At 41.9% G+C, this 17,257-nt stretch carries 17 protein-coding genes and 1 riboswitch; of the genes, 1 reads left to right on the top strand and 16 read right to left on the bottom strand.

Annotated elements, in window-relative coordinates:
• Positions 1 to 152 precede the first annotated feature (152 nt).
• From MKY93_RS06895 to MKY93_RS06840, 12 genes are all read right to left on the bottom strand, one after another.
• Positions 153 to 734, bottom strand: coding sequence for an ECF transporter S component (locus MKY93_RS06895; protein ID WP_340758614.1), 582 nt, complete (start codon positions 732 to 734; stop codon positions 153 to 155).
• A gap of 188 nt (positions 735 to 922) precedes the next feature.
• A riboswitch (FMN riboswitch) is annotated at positions 923 to 1,057 on the bottom strand.
• A gap of 72 nt (positions 1,058 to 1,129) precedes the next feature.
• Positions 1,130 to 2,335 (bottom strand): GerMN domain-containing protein, encoded by a 1,206-nt coding sequence (locus MKY93_RS06890; protein ID WP_340758613.1) that lies wholly within the window; start codon positions 2,333 to 2,335, stop codon positions 1,130 to 1,132.
• A complete protein-coding gene (locus MKY93_RS06885; protein WP_221836756.1) occupies positions 2,328 to 2,864 on the bottom strand; it encodes a sigma-70 family RNA polymerase sigma factor in 537 nt (178 codons plus the stop codon). The genes MKY93_RS06890 and MKY93_RS06885 overlap by 8 nt, the downstream gene beginning before the upstream one ends.
• A 48-nt stretch (positions 2,865 to 2,912) precedes the next feature.
• The gene (locus tag MKY93_RS06880; protein ID WP_078816445.1) at positions 2,913 to 4,703 is read right to left on the bottom strand and encodes an ATP-binding protein; all 1,791 of its coding nucleotides are present in this window, start codon (positions 4,701 to 4,703) and stop codon (positions 2,913 to 2,915) included.
• A complete protein-coding gene (locus tag MKY93_RS06875) occupies positions 4,700 to 5,419 on the bottom strand; it encodes a response regulator transcription factor (RefSeq protein WP_078816444.1) in 720 nt (239 codons plus the stop codon). Before MKY93_RS06875 ends, MKY93_RS06880 begins: the two co-directional genes overlap by 4 nt.
• A gap of 290 nt (positions 5,420 to 5,709) precedes the next feature.
• Positions 5,710 to 6,894 carry a c-type cytochrome biogenesis protein CcsB gene (gene ccsB / locus MKY93_RS06870; protein ID WP_340758612.1) on the bottom strand — a complete coding sequence of 395 codons (1,185 nt, stop codon included), beginning with the start codon at positions 6,892 to 6,894 and terminating at the stop codon, positions 5,710 to 5,712.
• A complete protein-coding gene (gene resB, locus MKY93_RS06865; protein ID WP_340758610.1) occupies positions 6,894 to 8,543 on the bottom strand; it encodes a cytochrome c biogenesis protein ResB in 1,650 nt (549 codons plus the stop codon). The genes ccsB and resB overlap by 1 nt, the downstream gene beginning before the upstream one ends.
• Before the next feature lie 15 nt (positions 8,544 to 8,558).
• On the bottom strand, positions 8,559 to 9,092 hold the full coding sequence (gene resA, locus MKY93_RS06860; protein ID WP_078816441.1) for a thiol-disulfide oxidoreductase ResA: 534 nt from the start codon (positions 9,090 to 9,092) through the stop codon (positions 8,559 to 8,561).
• Positions 9,093 to 9,196: 104 nt separating this feature from the next.
• On the bottom strand, positions 9,197 to 9,928 hold the full coding sequence (locus tag MKY93_RS06855; RefSeq protein ID WP_078816440.1) for a pseudouridine synthase: 732 nt from the start codon (positions 9,926 to 9,928) through the stop codon (positions 9,197 to 9,199).
• Positions 9,929 to 10,126: 198 nt separating this feature from the next.
• Positions 10,127 to 11,137 (bottom strand): D-alanyl-D-alanine carboxypeptidase family protein, encoded by a 1,011-nt coding sequence (locus tag MKY93_RS06850; protein WP_078816439.1) that lies wholly within the window; start codon positions 11,135 to 11,137, stop codon positions 10,127 to 10,129.
• On the bottom strand, positions 11,134 to 11,751 hold the full coding sequence (gene scpB / locus MKY93_RS06845; protein WP_078816438.1) for an SMC-Scp complex subunit ScpB: 618 nt from the start codon (positions 11,749 to 11,751) through the stop codon (positions 11,134 to 11,136). Before scpB ends, MKY93_RS06850 begins: the two co-directional genes overlap by 4 nt.
• A complete protein-coding gene (locus MKY93_RS06840) occupies positions 11,744 to 12,490 on the bottom strand; it encodes a segregation/condensation protein A (protein ID WP_340758609.1) in 747 nt (248 codons plus the stop codon). The genes scpB and MKY93_RS06840 overlap by 8 nt, the downstream gene beginning before the upstream one ends.
• Positions 12,491 to 12,527: 37 nt before the next feature.
• Between MKY93_RS06840 and MKY93_RS06835 the strand changes: the two genes are divergently transcribed.
• On the top strand, positions 12,528 to 13,037 hold the full coding sequence (locus MKY93_RS06835) for a DUF309 domain-containing protein (RefSeq protein ID WP_340758608.1): 510 nt from the start codon (positions 12,528 to 12,530) through the stop codon (positions 13,035 to 13,037).
• On the opposite strand, the gene MKY93_RS06830 is transcribed toward MKY93_RS06835, so the two are convergent.
• The 4 genes from MKY93_RS06830 to MKY93_RS06815 form a co-directional block, all read right to left on the bottom strand.
• The gene (locus tag MKY93_RS06830) at positions 13,034 to 13,408 is read right to left on the bottom strand and encodes a GNAT family N-acetyltransferase (protein WP_009497181.1); all 375 of its coding nucleotides are present in this window, start codon (positions 13,406 to 13,408) and stop codon (positions 13,034 to 13,036) included. The two genes, MKY93_RS06835 and MKY93_RS06830, sit on opposite strands and share 4 nt — an antisense overlap.
• Before the next feature lie 178 nt (positions 13,409 to 13,586).
• Positions 13,587 to 14,915 carry a diaminopimelate decarboxylase gene (lysA, locus tag MKY93_RS06825; RefSeq protein WP_009497182.1) on the bottom strand — a complete coding sequence of 443 codons (1,329 nt, stop codon included), beginning with the start codon at positions 14,913 to 14,915 and terminating at the stop codon, positions 13,587 to 13,589.
• Between the two features lie 89 nt (positions 14,916 to 15,004).
• A complete protein-coding gene (locus MKY93_RS06820; RefSeq protein ID WP_221836753.1) occupies positions 15,005 to 16,465 on the bottom strand; it encodes a spore germination protein in 1,461 nt (486 codons plus the stop codon).
• Position 16,466: 1 nt separating this feature from the next.
• Positions 16,467 to 17,255, bottom strand: coding sequence for a SigF/SigG family RNA polymerase sporulation sigma factor (locus tag MKY93_RS06815; protein WP_009497184.1), 789 nt, complete (start codon positions 17,253 to 17,255; stop codon positions 16,467 to 16,469).
• Between the last annotated feature and the right edge of the window lie 2 nt (positions 17,256 to 17,257).

The following is a 17,257-nucleotide window of genomic DNA, read 5'->3' as shown; positions in this document are numbered from 1 at the left end:
GATTAAGGTTTATCGTTTTTTGGTTAGACAATTTAAAACCTATTGGTATAACAACTAAACTTTGTAATCCAACATTGTTTACCATGTTACGAGCACCAAATCAAAAAATAAAACAGCAGCCCCTTTTTAAAAAGAAACTGCCGTTTGTTTAATTAAACTAATAACTTCTTCTGTTGCTGGAGAATCCACTTCTCCATACTTCTATATAACATCAACGAAATCGCCAATAATATGACACCTTTAATGAGGTTGAATGGCAAGATCCCTAAAATGACCATTTTATAAAGTGCATCACCTGTTACAGCTGGCATACCAAGGAAATAAGTGTACATCGGGAAAAACACAAAGTAATTCAATACACTCATACCAATCGCCATTGCTGTTGTACCTGCGATCAAACCTGCCGCCAGCCCTTTTGTCGTTCGATATTTCATGTAGATCCAATAAATCGGCATGATGAACATGACACCTGTTGCAAAGTTTGCAATTTCACCTACAGGAACACCCGTTGGACTACCGGATAAAAACCAATACATGATATTCTTCAATAATTCCACACCGATCCCAGCAACTGGTCCCATTGTCATGATTGCGACGACAGCCGGAACTTCACTGAAATCAAACTTCAGAAATCCAGGCAATGCAGGCAATGGAAAGTTAAACTGCATTAAAACGGTGGATATACTTCCTAAAACAGCAATCAAAATTAACTTGCGTAACTTCATGTTTTTCATTTGTTCCTCTCTCCTTTTGCGATTCACTTCAAAAGAGGAAAGGCTTGCTCATCTGCTGCTTCGCTAAAAATCCCTAAAGCAAATCGCTTTAGGGAGAGTTAAATGCACTGTTAATAACAGATAAATTTTCAAGGATTTATCCGAGTTTAAACAAGCATCATTTTGCGTACACAAAAAGATGGCTGCACCTTCACCTTCTCCCATCCAGACTATACTGTCGGCTCCGGAATCTCACCAGAATCAGCTGTTAAGCTCGCGGGCTAAAAATAGAAGACTATTTTATTTCCGCCGGTCGGGAATTACACCCTGCCCCGAAGATGAATCAATATTATGTTATATTCCTATTGTAACTAAAAAAAACTGTTTTGTAAACTACTTGAGTCTACAAAACAGAATTATTTGAGAATAAGGAATTTCGGATTCGCTCCAATTGGTTTCGGCAGCGGCTGTGTAAAATCAAAATCCTGCCATTGCTCTTGTATTATTTGATCGAACTGTACTTGTCGATCAAAGCTTGCAGCAGTCAATAAAATACCTTCGATTAATTGCATAGCCTCTTCCACTTGCATATTATCCAAATCTAATACATCACTAAATTCCACATGGAGCACTTCCTTGTCTTCCGAGACTTTAAAATCTACGCCTTCTGGAACGACACTAGAATAAATGTCATTCGGCTTTTTCTTCATGCTCAACAAAGCTTCTTGTGGCGATTTAAAGGATTTACCGAAATTCGAAGAAAGCAACTCTTCCCCATTTTCTTGAGTGAATCGATAATAGGCTTGTTGCGATTTAGAGCCTTTCAGCACAATAGGTTTGCTCGCTTCACCGATCTGATCAAATACAATAGGCGATCCGTCTTCTCGAAGAAATTTGACTTCATCAAATCCGTAAAACGTATCTTGAACGGCTTGATTCAACATCTCTAGCGTAGCGCTCGCCATGTCGTACGAATGATCTGCAGCAAATTTCATCCATACTTGTTTTTCATTCGATGAAATCACCGCGTTAAACGGGTGATACTCAGTGAAGCCGAGTGATTCCTCATCTAGTTTTCCGGCATACATATTGTAAAGTGCAACAGCATCCGGCTGTATCGTTCCTAAATCACTTTCTACCAACTCATTCGGTATAAGGAAGGTCACAGGTACAACCGTTGCCTGATTCGTCGCCAGACCTATATGAAAAGCCTTCTGTTTAGCTACGTCAGACGGATAGACGGCATAATGCGGGGCCGTCGGTAAAGCTCTAGAGAATGTCGCCATATCTTGACTTGACTCGGTTGATTCTGAATTTTCTTCCAGTGATGCCGGAGCAGGGTCCGCATTATCCACCGGTTCTGCTTTATCCATCGATACTTGATTCGATGGATTGAGAAACGTCGGCACTAAAATACTGAGCAATAAAATCGCTGCAACGGCCACAAGAACCGGCTGCCATTTTGCTTTCATTCGCTTCTTCTTTGGCTGGAGTTCTTCTTTTACTCTCGGATCTTTCTTAAGTCTTGCTAGTACATCTTCTTTAGAGCGGTGATCTGAAATCGTAGGCATTTCGCGTAATGTAGTTTCAATTTTTTCTTCATTCCACTTATCATTACTCATTTGATCGCCCCTTTCTCACCGAACGTGCTTCTACCTTTTCCTTCAAAGCCTTTACTGCACGATGCTGGGTAGTTTTTACTTTACCCTCTGTCCATTCCAAAACTTCTGCAGTTTCAGCAATCGTGAGGTCTTGGAAGAACCGCATGAAAATGACCATTTTCTGATCGCCTGTACAGTTATGCAATTCTTCCAAAACTAGTCGTTTCTCTTCATCCGATTCGATAAGTTGCTCAGGCAGGAGATCGTGTGCAACCAATTCCTGTGTTTCCCAATCGAAATGAAGATCTGTATGCTTCTTCATGGTTGCTTGTTTACGGAAATAATCAATCGAGACATTTTTCGCAATTGCAAACAGCCATGTTTTCTCTGAACTTTTTCCTTCGAAGTTGCTGTATGATTTCAGTACGCGAACATATACTTCATGCATTAAATCTTCGGCTATGTCTCGATTACGAGTCAAATAGATCAAAAAATTAAATACATCTCGGTTATATTCTTCGTACAATCGCAGGAAAACGGAATCATCCATTTAATCCCCTCGCTCTATTATAGTAGTCGATTCATTTGAGGAAAGGTTTCAATTCTTTGGAGAATCAAATGGAAGTGAGCAAATGAAGACGGTTCCTTTCTCATCTCCATGTTTCGCCAAAATTGATCCGTGATGTGCATCCATGATGTTTTTTGCGATAGCCAAACCTAAACCTGTCCCACCTTTACCTCGCGTCCTCGCTTTGTCTGCTTTATAAAAACGTTCAAAGACAAATGGTAAGTCTTTTTCAGGAATCCCTACGCCTGTATCAGAAACCGACAGATCAAGCATCCCATTCGATCGATGGATTCCTAGTGTCACTTCACCTCCATTAGGTGTATGACGAATCGCATTATCAATCAAATTGGTAAATACTTGTTCAAGGCGATCCTCATCGGCAAGTATAACTAGATTTGATGATTCTTCTGTATTTAAGGTGAGATTCACTTGCGCGTCTTTTGCTACTTGAGAAAATTTTGTTACCATACGATTCATAAATTCGAAGATCGGCAATGGGTTCTCATGCAACTGGATATGACCCGATTCCATTCTTGCCAAGTCCAGCAAGTCTGTCACCAAGCGACTCATTCGCTTGGATTCATCATGAATAATTCGAACCATTTCCATGCGTTCTTCCTCACTGCTGACCACATCGTCAATAATCGCTTCACTGTACCCCTGCAACATTGAAATAGGAGTCCGTAATTCGTGGGAGACATTGGCAATAAAGTCTGAACGCAATTTATCCAATTTATGCTGTTCCGTCATATCCCGAAATACAGCGACCGCACCTCGAATATTATTTTCGCTATAGAGAGGACTGATGGAAATGACATAGAACTGTCCACCTAATTCAAGCTCATCTTCCACTTCCTCCGAAAATGAGATCGCATGCTCCAACATATGGAAGACTTCCTTTGGCAGAGGATGATGCTTTTTCTCATTGTAGCCATACCATTTTTTTAATAACAGCTCGGCTTGTGGATTCTTCAGCAATATCGAATAATCCTGATTAAACGTAACAACTGCATCTGTCATGGAAGTTAGAATACTGGATAATTGTTCTTTCTCCTGTTTGATTAACTCCATATTGTATTTTAATTGACGTCCCATTTGATTAAATGCTGTTGCGAGTTGACCAATTTCATCGTTTTGTGCAACTGGCAAATGAGTATCAAAATTCCCTTTGGACAATTCGAATGCAGCTTGTTTCATTTTCCGTAACGGCAGCGTAATCCGTGTCGATAAGAAAAAGGCAAAAAATGTAGTTAGTATGAATGCAATGAATGCTGATAAGAATACAATATTAGTTGTACTTTTCGTCGTGCGGTGTACTGCGTCCAAACTTTGGTACATGAGGACACTTGCTTTTTCTCCTGAAAATTGTTCATAAGGATAAGAAAGAATCAAATATTGCCCCATTACTTCGTCTTCGTCTAAAGATGGAAGGATCATTTCCTTTACAATCTGATCGCCAACTTCCGGTGATTCAAAAAGACTTCGTTCAGATAACAATTTTTTTTCAATTTCTTCTTTACTTGCAGCCGTATGGAACGAATAAAGAATTTGCCCTTCTTGACCCACTATTATCGCATTGGTCTCGGTGTCCAGTATGTCTTCTATGATCAAATGCATGGAACTCGTAGTTTGTCCTTCATGATCATTGACAATTTTGCTGATGGTGGCAGCTTCCCTCTGCAAGGATTCTTCTGCTTGTTTCGTATGAAAATTATCCAGAAACTCCAGCAGAAGCAATGTCACGATAAACAGGACAAATGAAACGAGAAGCAATATGGTGGCCCATAGCTTCCCGACAATTGAATTCCATATTCTAATCATTCGTTCGGAACCTCGAACTTATAACCGACGCCCCAGACGGTGACGATCATTTTGGCTGCCCGTTCAGATACACGACTTAACTTTTCTCGAAGGCGTTTGACGTGCGTATCTACCGTTCTCAAATCTCCAAAAAACTCATAGTGCCAAACTTCCTTCAATAACTGCTCGCGATCGAACACTTTATCCGGAGATTTCGCCAAGAAATAGAGCAATTCATATTCTTTCGGCGTCAAATTCACTTCTTTACCCTCCGCCGTTACACGGTGTGCATCGTGATCGATTGTTAATTGAGGGAATACGACTAAATCTTTCGATGTGGTAGACGATGAAACATTCGGGAAAGAAACCGACCTTCTAAGCATCGCTTTAACACGCAGTACCACTTCTCTCGGACTGAATGGCTTGACGATATAATCATCCGCACCGCTTTCAAATCCGCCTACACGGTCGGATTCTTCACCTTTTGCAGTCAAAAGAATGACAGGTGTCATTTGCTTATGTTCACGCAGTTCTGCCAACACTTCCAACCCATCTTTTTCAGGCATCATGACATCAAGCAATATGCAATCATACTGTTCAGCAAACGCTTTCTCCAAAGCTTCTGCTCCATCCACCGCTTCGTCGATTTCATAACCTTCGCGAGATAGATACATATTCAGCAGTCGGCGAATCCGATCCTCATCATCCACTACTAATAATTTCACTGTTTCTTCCACAAATCATTACCCCTTTCGACAATCTTCTATGTCCATTGTACAATTTCTAGTGTTTAAAAGAAATCAATTACGCCTCGGCGTAATTGCGTCCGGATTCTTTCGAGCGCACTCATAATGATCCATTAAAAATCCATGACATCTGCCGGAAGCTATAACTGAGCTCAGCAGGCGTCTGAATACCTACCGCTCAGTAATAAATTCACATACATCTTACATACAATAGAGGTGAGAGTTTTCATCTGAATTCAGATAAAAAGACTGCATGACAAGTTTTGCCATGCAGTCTAAGCTTACGCGTATGAATGCAAGCCTGCAATAATCAAGTTAACTGCAATCAAGTTGAACATAATGATCACGAAACCGATCACTGCCAGCCATGCTGATTTTTCTCCTTCCCAACCGCGAGACAAACGCAGGTGAAGGAATGCAGCGTAGAATAACCAAGTGATGAGCGCCCAAACTTCTTTCGGATCCCAGCCCCAGAACCGTGACCATGCTTCATGCGCCCAAATCATTGCGAAAATCAATGCACCGAGCGTGAAGACAGGGAAACCGATTAAGACTGAACGATAGCCGATCTCGTCCATCAGCTGAGAGTTCGCTTTCTTTGCAAGCGGTTGGAATACTGCGGCGATTGGTTTGCGTGCAATTAAACGTAATAACAGATAAAGCACAGAACCTACCGCAACGGCCCAGACAAGAGAGGATAACTTTTGTGCGTTTACAATTGGCGGCATCTCAATCCAAGGAGTCATAGTATCCGGCGTCATCGCTTCGTATTCATTCATTCCGAATAACGGAGGAACATGATACGTAATTTCAGCAGGTGCCTGATTTTTATCAATATACGTAAATTCTGCTTCATAATTCATTACCTTGAATGTCGTGGATGTTACGACAAAACCAAGTACAAGTATTAATGTATACATAACAGCTTCAATCCAAAAACGTTGTTTAGATTTCTTTGTCATATCTATATTTTTCACTAAAAACACAAGGCCTGCTATAGCACTGATTGCTAGTATTGATTCACCAATAACCGTTGTAATTACATGGATGAACAACCATTTACTCTGCAATGCAGGGATTAGCGGAGTAACTTCTCTCGGGAACATCGTTGCGTATGAAATAATGATAATCGCAATCGGCAAAGCAAATAACCCAAGCGAAGGTGTCCGGTATATAATATATAACAGAATAAATGCCCCTACGAGCATCATCCCGAATGCAGTCGTGAACTCAAACATATTACTGAGAGGTGCGTGGCCTGATGCGGCCCATCTCGTAAAGAAATAGCCTAAGTGAGCAAGGAATCCAATAATTGTAATGACTAATCCAATCGTTCCCCACTTACTGTTATGGTAGGCCTTTTCAGTTTTCGATTTTTTGATGGCTCCGCCAAAAAATAATGTCGCCACTAAATAAGAAACAAATGATACAAACAACAAGTTACTACTGACAGCAACTAAATCCATTACTCTTCGTCCCCTTCCTGTTCTTGCTTGTCCAATTCAGGATCTTGACGATCTATATAAGCAGGCAAGACGGCAGACTCTCGAACTTTATCCAGATCTTTTCGTAAAGAGAACCAGTTTTTATTCGTATGGGCCGCAACCAATATATGACCTTCCGCATCTTTTTGGACCCAAATCCGGCGGTGTTGCCAATAAGATCCTTGGATGACACCAATCATGAAGATCAGACCACCCAATAGCAAAATATAGAGCGTTTTGTCTTTTCGGATCGTTAAACCTGATATGTTACGTGTTTCAGCAGAAGCAAATTTAACGGCATAATCGTTCTCTTCCACTTCCAGCGTTTGGCGAATCGCAACGAAACTTCTTTCACCTTCCGGCTTATCCGGTGTCTTCATTTGGAAAATGAACGCTGGATTATTCGGAACTGGCGATTTAGAGTATGGTTCACCGTCCTTCACTCCGTCATAATCCGGATAGAATCCAATCATCTTAACGGACGAACCATTCCCAAGATCATACTCTTTTTCAGGCTTACTCAAATCAACTGTGAACTCGCCTAATGATTTTTCCGTTGATTTGTTCACCAAATGAAAAGTCATGGTACTCAATTCATTCAGCTTATAGTCCATCTGGAAAACATTATAGCCATTAAATTTCAACGGCTTGTTGACTACAATAGAATAATCCTGCATTTTTTCGAGGTCGTCACTCCCCGGTAATGCGCCTTCTTTTTCTTTGTAAAGGGTGACATCTGTCTGATACGTCTTTACAATCGAGCCCACTTTATCTAGAGCCTCACCGAAAACTTCTTCAGCTTCGTCCTTCGTATAATTCTCTAAAATGAATCCTCGGTTTTCGAGTACATAGCCAGGCGCTCCTACAATATTACGCGTTTCCCCTTCACGCAGCCACATCGCTTCATCGACGTAGAAGCCAGGAATCCCTCTCAATAGAACTCCCGCAAAGAAAATGATCAAACCAGTATGATTTACATAAGGGCCCCAACGTGAGAAACGATGTTTTTCTGCTAAAATAGCACCATTTTCTGTTTTCACGTTATAGCGCAGTTCTTTCAACTTCTCTTCTGCCTTGGCAAGAGTCTCTTCCGTGTTTTCTACATCCCCTTCTCCATAAATACGCTGGCGCTTCATGAAGGATGGGTGGCGACGTGTACGTTGCTTTTTCAGTGATTTATATAAAGGTACCACACGGTCAATACTCGCAATGATAATTGAAGTTGCCAGCATGACAATCAGTACTTTAAACCACCAACTATTGTACATATCATAAAAGCCGAGCTGATAATAAATCTTTCCTACCACACCATATAGACGTTCGTAGTATTCCGCATACTCGGCATCCGTTGTAGCGGGGACGTAGAATTTCTGCGGAAAAATGGTTCCGATCGCTGAAGCAGCCAGTACAGCTACAATTATACTGACACCAATCTTCACACTGGAGAAAAAGTTCCATATTTTATCGACAATCGAACTTTTATACGTCTGGGATCTTCTGGAAGATCCTTCGTATCGCATATCCACTATGTCACTTTTCTTTGCCTTTTCAGACAAAGGACGCCCACACTTCTCACAAAGTTCCGTACCATAAGGGTTTTCATGACCGCATTGGCATTTAATATTGCTCATTGAGTAACAAACTCCTTACTTTGGTTGAATACTTTCTAAATATTCCCTTATTTGCTGTTCACTCATCCCTTGCTTAATAATCTTCGTAATCTTGCCTTCGGGATTAATCAAGAAGGTGGTAGGCAGCGGTTTGATGTTGTAAAGATCCATTACTGTTTTATTCTTATCCCATAACATCGGGAATGAGAGGTTCAAGTCATCTCGGAAGAGTTCTACCTTTACTTTCGGCTCTCCTACGTTGACTGTCAGTATATGTACACCTTTTGCTTCAAAATCTTTGTACATATCCTCCATATGAGGCATTTCTTTCTTACATGGCGGACACCAAGTTCCCCAGAAATTCAAAAACACACCTTCACCTTTATAATCCGATAGACGATGTGCATTTCCTTCCAGATCTACAAGCTCGAAGTCAGGAGCCTTGTCCCCTTCTGCTAAGACCTTCACTCTGTCTTTTGAAGTAATCGCATATACAATGATGGCTGCCATAATTAATAGAAGGACTGTCCTGCTAATTAGCCTGATCTGTTTTTTATTTTTCTTGGCCAATCATAATACCTCCCGTCGTAAATACGTTCCAATCGCTATTATACCAAAACGCAAATTCAGTTGACGTCGCACTAGTGATAGGTTTGTGAACTTTTGAGGCTTTCTTAGCCGATCTTCCCGGTTTCCGCAAGAACACGCAGTTGTTTAATTTCATGGGTCGTCAATTCTCGCGCTTCTCCTGCATTCAGCCCGCGTGTCGTCAAATTGGCGAACTGCTCACGCTTTAGCTTCTGCACAGGGCAGCCAATCGCATCGAACATTCGGCGGACTTGTCTGTTGCGTCCTTCATGAATGGTGATCTCTACAATCGCAGAGTTGGTTTTTTTATCGACAGTTGTCATTTTCACCTGAGCAGGCGCTGTTTTACCATCCTCCAGCTCAATGCCTGTCTCTAGTTTTTTAAGATTTTCTCGCGTAGGGATTCCTTTAACTTTTGCGACATACCTTTTTTGAATCTCAAATTTCGGATGTGTCATCAAATAAGAGAAATCTCCGTCATTTGTCAGCAACAACACGCCCGACGTGTCATAGTCCAGTCTGCCGACAGGGAAAATCCGTTCGCTAACTTCCGGTACTAAGTCAATTACTGTTTTGCGTCCTTTGTCATCTTGTACAGTGGAAATATAGCCACGTGGTTTATAGAGTAAGTAGTAGACAGGCGATTCTTTTGTCAGTTGAACACCTTCTACTGCAATTGTGTCCATTCTGCTAACTTTTGTTCCAAGTTCCGTCACGACTTTGCCATTTACTTTGACCAAGCCGTCAACTATGAGTTTTTCTGCCTTTCTTCTAGATGCGATGCCGGCCTGCGCCAATACTTTTTGTAATCTTTCCATGGTTTCCTCCTTGATGTTACCTAAATAGAACTCTGCGTGTAGATGATGCGTTGTTACTTCTGTATGAAGGTCGGTAAAAAACGACATACCTAACTTATTCTACTTTAATTGATACTGAAAAAATTATGTCACACTTTGCGGTAAATGAAAAGAAGACTGACCTAGACAGGACAATCTTCGAAATTGTGTGTATTCAATTCACTTTTCCGTTTCGATATCGACCGCTACTGTCTTGATCGGTTCTGTGTCCAAGTAAATCGACCAGAAACCTTTTTTTTGAGTTTCTTCGGTTTGGGGTATTTGTAAAACGTTGGATAGGTGTTTTTTCTCTTCTTTTGATACGAGTAATTTAATGGGAGTATCTAGTTTTGCGGTCATATGAGGGAAGATTTGATAGCGTCCTTTTTTTGCGATGGTATGGTTTTGGTATTCGGAAAACGCTTGTTGCGATAAATGTTTGTGTACTTTCCAGTCGTCTCCGTTATTTAACGTTACAACAATAACGGACTTACCATCTTTTTCGAAATACGTAGCTAATGTTCGACCGGCCACCTTTGTAAAGCCCGTTTTGCCAGCAATTGCTGTAGGTTCGGATAGCAGCAAACGGTGCTTATTCTGCCAGCTGTTTTTGCCGTGTTCCGTCTCAAATGGATAATTCGTCGTAGTAGCAATCTTCCGGAATTTCGGGTTTTCCATCGCATAATAAAGCATTTTAGCCGTATCGTACGCTGAAGATAAATGTCGATCATCATGTAGGCCGGATGGGTTTGTAAAATAGGTTTGTTCTAATCCATGGCTTTGCGCTTTTTCATTCATCAAGTGAACGAAGCCTTCTACAGACCCGCCCGCATGTTCAGCTAGTGCTTGAGCAGCATCGTTCCCTGAACGAAGCATCAGTCCATAGAGTAAATCGTCCGTTTGCATAGCGCTGCCATATTCCAAGTAGATTGATGAACCTTCTGCAGACGCCGCTTCTTTTGAAATGATTGTTTCCTGACTTTCCGATTGCGACTCCAAAAATGTATAGGCCGTCCACATCTTCGTTAGACTCGCAATAGGCAAGGGTTGATGTTCATTCTCTCCTTTTAGCAGTCTGCCGTTTTCAGCGTCGATCACTGCCCAAGCTGATCCTGCCGCACTTGCAGCTTGGGGTGAAGCGAATAGCACGAATCCCAACAACAACAAAACAATGACTGAAGACTTTCTCAAGCGTCAATTCCTCCTTCGTCTTGAATTGAGAATGCTTCCTGAAACTTTGTCATAAATAAGTCTGGATCTTCCTGCTCCTTTTCTTCTTCCAAAGAAAGTGGCGGCAATTCTTTTAAAGACGCAAGACCAAAACGATCGAGGAAAAAATCCGTCGTACCGTATAAAATCGGTCTTCCCGGTCCTTCCATTCGCCCAACTTCCGCCACAAAACCTTTACCTGTCAATGAATGCAGGGCCCGTTCAGATTTCACACCCCGCAAATCATCTACTTCAACCCTTGTAACCGGCTGTTTATATGCGATGATCGCAAGAACTTCCAATGCTGCTTGAGTAAATGTTGAAGGCTTCGGATTCTCCAACATCTTCTTGATCTCATCTGCCAATTCACTTTTCGTCACCAATCGGTAGCTGCCGCCATAACTTTTCAAGGTGATGCCTCGCTTCGAGTCCTGATCATAGTCCTCATGCAAAGCAGTTAGTATTTTTAGCGTCTCATCTTCATTACGTTCCAATAAAGCAGCCAAATGAGTAAGAGTCAGTCCTTCCTCACCTGCTACAAATAAAAAACTCTCCGTCATGCTCAAGAGCTGTGATTCTATTTCCAATTTATACATCTCCTTGAATCAATGAGATTAGCAACTCTTCGAAATTATTGCTTTGTCGAACTGTAACTTCCTGAAGTTTCATCAGTTCGAGCAGTGATAGGAATGTCAACACCAATTCTGCTGTAGTTTCGGTCTCAAAAAGCGCATGAAACTCGCATTCACCGCCACAAGTCTCCAGCTTACTCATAATGACAGACATCTTATCCCCGACAGATTGCTCTGTCTTTGTTATACTCGCTGTTAGGGGCAAGCGAAGTTTTTTTCTATGAAGCATCTTTTGGAAAGCACCGATTAAATCAAAGACGTTTAACGGATCTTCTGATTCCTGAACTGGCGGTTCTCCATAGCCCGATAGATCTTCAGGCTTTTTCGTGAAATGCTCATCGCGATCCGCAGCAGATTCTCGCAATACATTCGCCGCTTCTTTGTATTTCCGGTACTCAATCAATCTGGCAATGAGCTCTTCACGAGGGTCCTCTTCCTCATAGTCGAAATCATCGTCAAATGCTTCCTCTTCATTGACCGGCAACAACATTTTACTTTTAATTTCCAGGAGAGTGGCCGCCAATACAAGATACTCACTTAGTTCGTCTAATTGGAGAACGCGCATCGCATATAGATGCTCTATGTACTGGTGTGTCAATTCCGCCATGGGGATATCGTAAATGTCGATCTCCAATCGATTGATCAAATGCAATAATAAATCTAGCGGCCCTTCAAAAACTTCTAATTTCACACTATAACCCATTTTAACTACCTACCTTAACAGAAAGGAATGATTTAGGATGCATCCTTACTCTCATCCTCTATTTCTACATTTTATTGTGTATTTCAACGACAATCAAGATTATTTCGAATGCCACGAAGTGCTAGAAGAATATTGGAAAATGCAAGAGGATTTTTCGAAAGAACATCCCTTGACCGGCTATATTCTTATGGCTACTGGATTATACCATTGGCGCAGAGGCAACTTAACAGGTGCGGCTCGCACATTGACAAAAGCACTTCATCGTTTTCAACAAATGCCGATTGAATACAGCGTCTACAAAGAAGAGGTAGCAGTGAATCAACTGATCAACCACTTGAAAGACAGCTTGGACCGTCTTGAAGGCGATGCAATCTTTACTCCATTCATTCTGCCGATTTCACCAGCACTTCTGGAACTGTCTGAAAAAGCCAAGCCGACGATTTCACTTCTTCCGAAGAACAGCGCATCTGTCATTCATAAACATATGCAAAGAGATCGGTCTGATATTCTCATTCAACGCGAAGAAAAGAAGAAGGGCAGCAGTTAAATATCTGCGCCTTCTTCTTTTCGTTTACATCTTTCTATAAACTGCTCAGTGAAATCAGTACTTTGACATTGATAGCCGGGATAGATTAGCGCCAGTTCTTTTACCATATCATAGCCAATTCCTTCGCTACGAAAAGATGGATTGACCGAAATATGCTGAATGGTGTAGGTTTTATCGTGTTCATGTACCTCTACACCAATCAATCCGATATAATCCTCTGACTCTTTATAAAGAAATAGCTGCCAATCCTCATCACAAAGATATAGTTGGATGGTTTCTTGTAGTTTACGCAACATTTTTTCGCTAGGGATATACGATAAAAAACCCATAGCAATTTTCTCATGCGCCTTTTTAAAACGTATAAGTTTCAATAGTAACCCCTTCTTTTCAGAAATCCTTTGTACAGTTTACATGAACATTCCATTATATTCAACTCATCACTTTACAGTTACCGGGGATCAATCACTGGCACAACAAAATACCAATAGGCAGCTCCCCAAATTAAACCAATGACGAGAATCGCTAGGAAAAGGATCAGATTCTTCTTCCTCATTGAGAAATCTCCTTCGCTTGCTGATGTAGCGGAAGATCCAATTTAATAATGTCTTCATAGGTTTCCCGTCTCACCACTAGTTGGTGCTGACCCTTTTCCGCGAATACAACAGCTGGCCTAGGCAAACGATTGTAGTTGCTGGCCATGGAATACGTATACGCACCCGTACAAAAAACAGCTAGGAGATCACCAGTCTCCACTCTAGGCAAAAAGGCTTCTTCAATCAATTTGTCCCCTGACTCGCAGCATTTCCCAGCGACAGTCCACTGTTGATCGTGCGGCTCATTCATCCGGTTGGCGATGGCACTTGAATAGTGCGCATCATACAATGCCGGGCGAATATTGTCAGACATCCCGCCATCAACTGCTACATATGTCCGGATACCAGGCACTTCTTTCGTGCTGCCAGCAGAATAAATCGTCGTGCCGGCATCGCCGACAAGAGACCGGCCAGGTTCAATCCAAATTTCAGGAACCGGATATTCGTATTCCCCTGCCATCGACTTCACAACTTCAGCCATTTCTTCCACATACACTGCCGGCTCAAGTGGATGGTCTTCCTCAGTATAACGAATGCCGAATCCGCCGCCTAAATTCAATACCGGACAAATAAACTGATGAACTGTTCGCCACTCCATCATTTTCTCCATCAATACTTCTGCCGCAAATTTAAATGCATCCGTTTCGAATATTTGTGATCCGATATGGCAATGCATCCCTAGAAAATTAACGAATTCATGATCGAGCAACGCGTTAAAGGCTTGATCAGTTTGTCCATTTTTCAAATCAAAACCAAACTTCGAATCCTCTTGTCCAGTCGTAATATAATCATGGGTATGAGCTTCTACTCCTGGTGTAACGCGAATCAAGACATTCATTTTCTGCTTGCGCTCAGAAGCGATTTCCTTAATGATGTCGATTTCCAAAAAATTATCGATTACGATACAGCCGATTTGTTCTTCAAATGCATAAGTAATCTCTTCTCTGCTTTTATTGTTTCCATGGAAGTGGATGCGCTCGCGAGGAAAGCCTGCTGCAACAGCAGTATATAATTCTCCACCCGATACGACGTCAAGAGACAGCCCTTGCTGCTCTGCCAATTGATAGATCGCAATGGAAGAAAAAGCTTTACTCGCATACGCCACTTGCGCCTTCATGCCTTTTTTCTCAAATGTCTCTTTGAAACCTGACGCGCGTTCCTTGAACAACTCCGTGTCATATACCATGACAGGCGTTCCGTATTGTGAAACAATCTCGGTGACTTCCACTCCTCCGATTGTTAAATGGCCTTTTTCATCCACCGTTTGTGTCCCATAAAGATGCATCTTACATACCCCTCCCGAATTCTCTTAGATAAACTTTATCATAAGAATACGGAAAGAGGCAATGTTCGATCCAAACAGGTCCTAAGCATTCAAGACATCCTGTCACGATTAGGGGATTTTGTAACAAACGGCCGCGGATCATCGATTGTCATCGGGAATCGAATCAATACACGAAGCAAGGCTTTCGGGAAGAATGGGGTGAACGGCCACAAATACGGCACATTCATCGGTTTCAAAGAACATAAATAGTAATAAATAAAAGCAAACGCAAGGAAAAATCCAGGTGCTCCAAGCAAAGCTACGGAAACTAACAAGAAAACCCGAAAAACTTTCGTCGTTATACTTAATTCAAAAGAAGGAATCGCGAATGTCAAAATTGCACTGACAGCGACATACAATACGACCTCAGAAGAAAAAAGTCCCACGTCTATTGCAACTTGTCCGATGACAATAGCAGCCACCAACCCCATCGCAGTAGATAGCGGGGTCGGTGTATGGATGGCCGCCATCCGTAAAATCTCTATCCCTACATCCGCCAAGATCAGCTGCACAAATAACGGCACTTCACCCCATTCATTCGGTCCTATATATTTAATGGCTTCCGGAACGAATTCACTTTTGGTAGAGAGTAAATACCAAAACGGCAGCATCACTAAGCTGAAAAATGTGCCGATAAAACGCACTCCGCGAATAAATGTTCCGATCAAGGGTGCTTGCCTGTACTCTTCCGCGTGCTGCAGATGATGAACAAGTGTGACAGGCACCAGAATGACGGAAGGTGATGTATCTACAATAATCGCGATATGACCTTCCAGTAAATGAGCCGCGCAAATATCTGCCCGCTCGGTATAACGAACGAACGGCATTGGATGGAATCCTTGTTTGAATAAGAATTCTTCCAATGATTTGTCCGTCATCGTGAGGCCATCAGTTTTTAGATCATCCAGCCGTTTTCGCACGAAATCCAAATGCTCTTCATTCGCTGCGCCCTTCAAAAAAGCAATGGCAATATCCGTTTTTCCTTTTACAGATGTTTCATGCATTTCAAAACGAAGCTCTGTAGCACGCAATCTTCTGCGAATTAACGACGTGTTGGTCAAAATATTTTCCGTGAAACCGTCCCTTGAACCGCGAATAACTTTTTCGGTGTCCGGCTCTTCTGGTTGTCTTCCTGGATAATTTCGAACATCTAAAGTGAATGTGAATCCATCACTCATGACGAAAACGGCTAATCCGCTTAATATAACCTTTGCCAGCGTATCTTCATCCTCGACTACCTCAAGCGCATGATATGGAAAATAATCGATCATCGCACGATCTGTTCCTTCGTCGGAAGAAGCATCTTTAAATAATTCATTGCGGTATTGCATTTCTGTCAGTAAGGTAGTTAAGACCTCGCCATCTACTAGTCCATTCATATACAGAAGAAGTATCTCTTTATCCCACAGGTGAATCAACCGACGTGTAGCGTCATATGTTTCGTCTTCGCCAAACTGGTTGATGAACCACCTTTCCCCTTCTCTTATAGACTTAAATAGATTCTTGGTCAAATTATTTTCTCCTCACCTTCTCGAGTGCCTCTTCGGCATTCGCTCCCATCCAAGTTTTCATCTGGGCCAAGATTTTCTTTTCCAATCTGGAAACTTGTACTTGTGAGATACCGATCCGTTCAGCGATGTCACTTTGGGTGTAATCTAAGTAGTAGCGCATATAAATAATTGTTTGGTCCCGTTTATTCAAACGAGTAATGATGTCTCGCAATGGAATATGATCGAAAACCCGCTCTGAACGGTCGTCACGTAGCTGATCCATTAAGGTCAGACTATCTCCATCACTTTCATATAACTGCTCATGTAACGAAGCCGGGTCACGCAACGCATCAGACGCTAATATAACATCTTCCACCGTTACTTCGAGTAATTCCGCTACTTCCGAGATGGAAGGGGAGCGACCATTTTTCTTAATGAAATCATCCGTCGCATGTCGAATCTTATAGCTCAGCTCACGGATAGTCCGGCCTACTTTCACCATACCGTCATCACGCAAATAGCGTTGAATTTCTCCTACGATCATCGGAACTGCATACGTTGAAAACTTCACCTCATACGAAAGATCGAATTTATCTATTGATTTCATCAAGCCAATACAGCCAATTTGAAACAAATCTTCTAAATCCGCACCACGCGAAGCGAATCGCTGAACGATAGACCACACAAGTCTCGTGTTGCCTTCTACCATCATTCTTCTAGCTTCTTTGTCACCCGTTTGTGATTCTTTGATGAGTTCTCTCATCTTCTCTTGGGACAGTAGAGCGTGTTGCTTCTCAACAGATGCTTCCATAT

The organism is Sporosarcina sp. FSL W7-1283 (genome assembly GCF_038003105.1).
In the GTDB taxonomy this organism is placed as follows: domain Bacteria; phylum Bacillota; class Bacilli; order Bacillales_A; family Planococcaceae; genus Sporosarcina; species Sporosarcina newyorkensis.
This window is presented reverse-complemented; position numbering and strand designations above follow the sequence as displayed.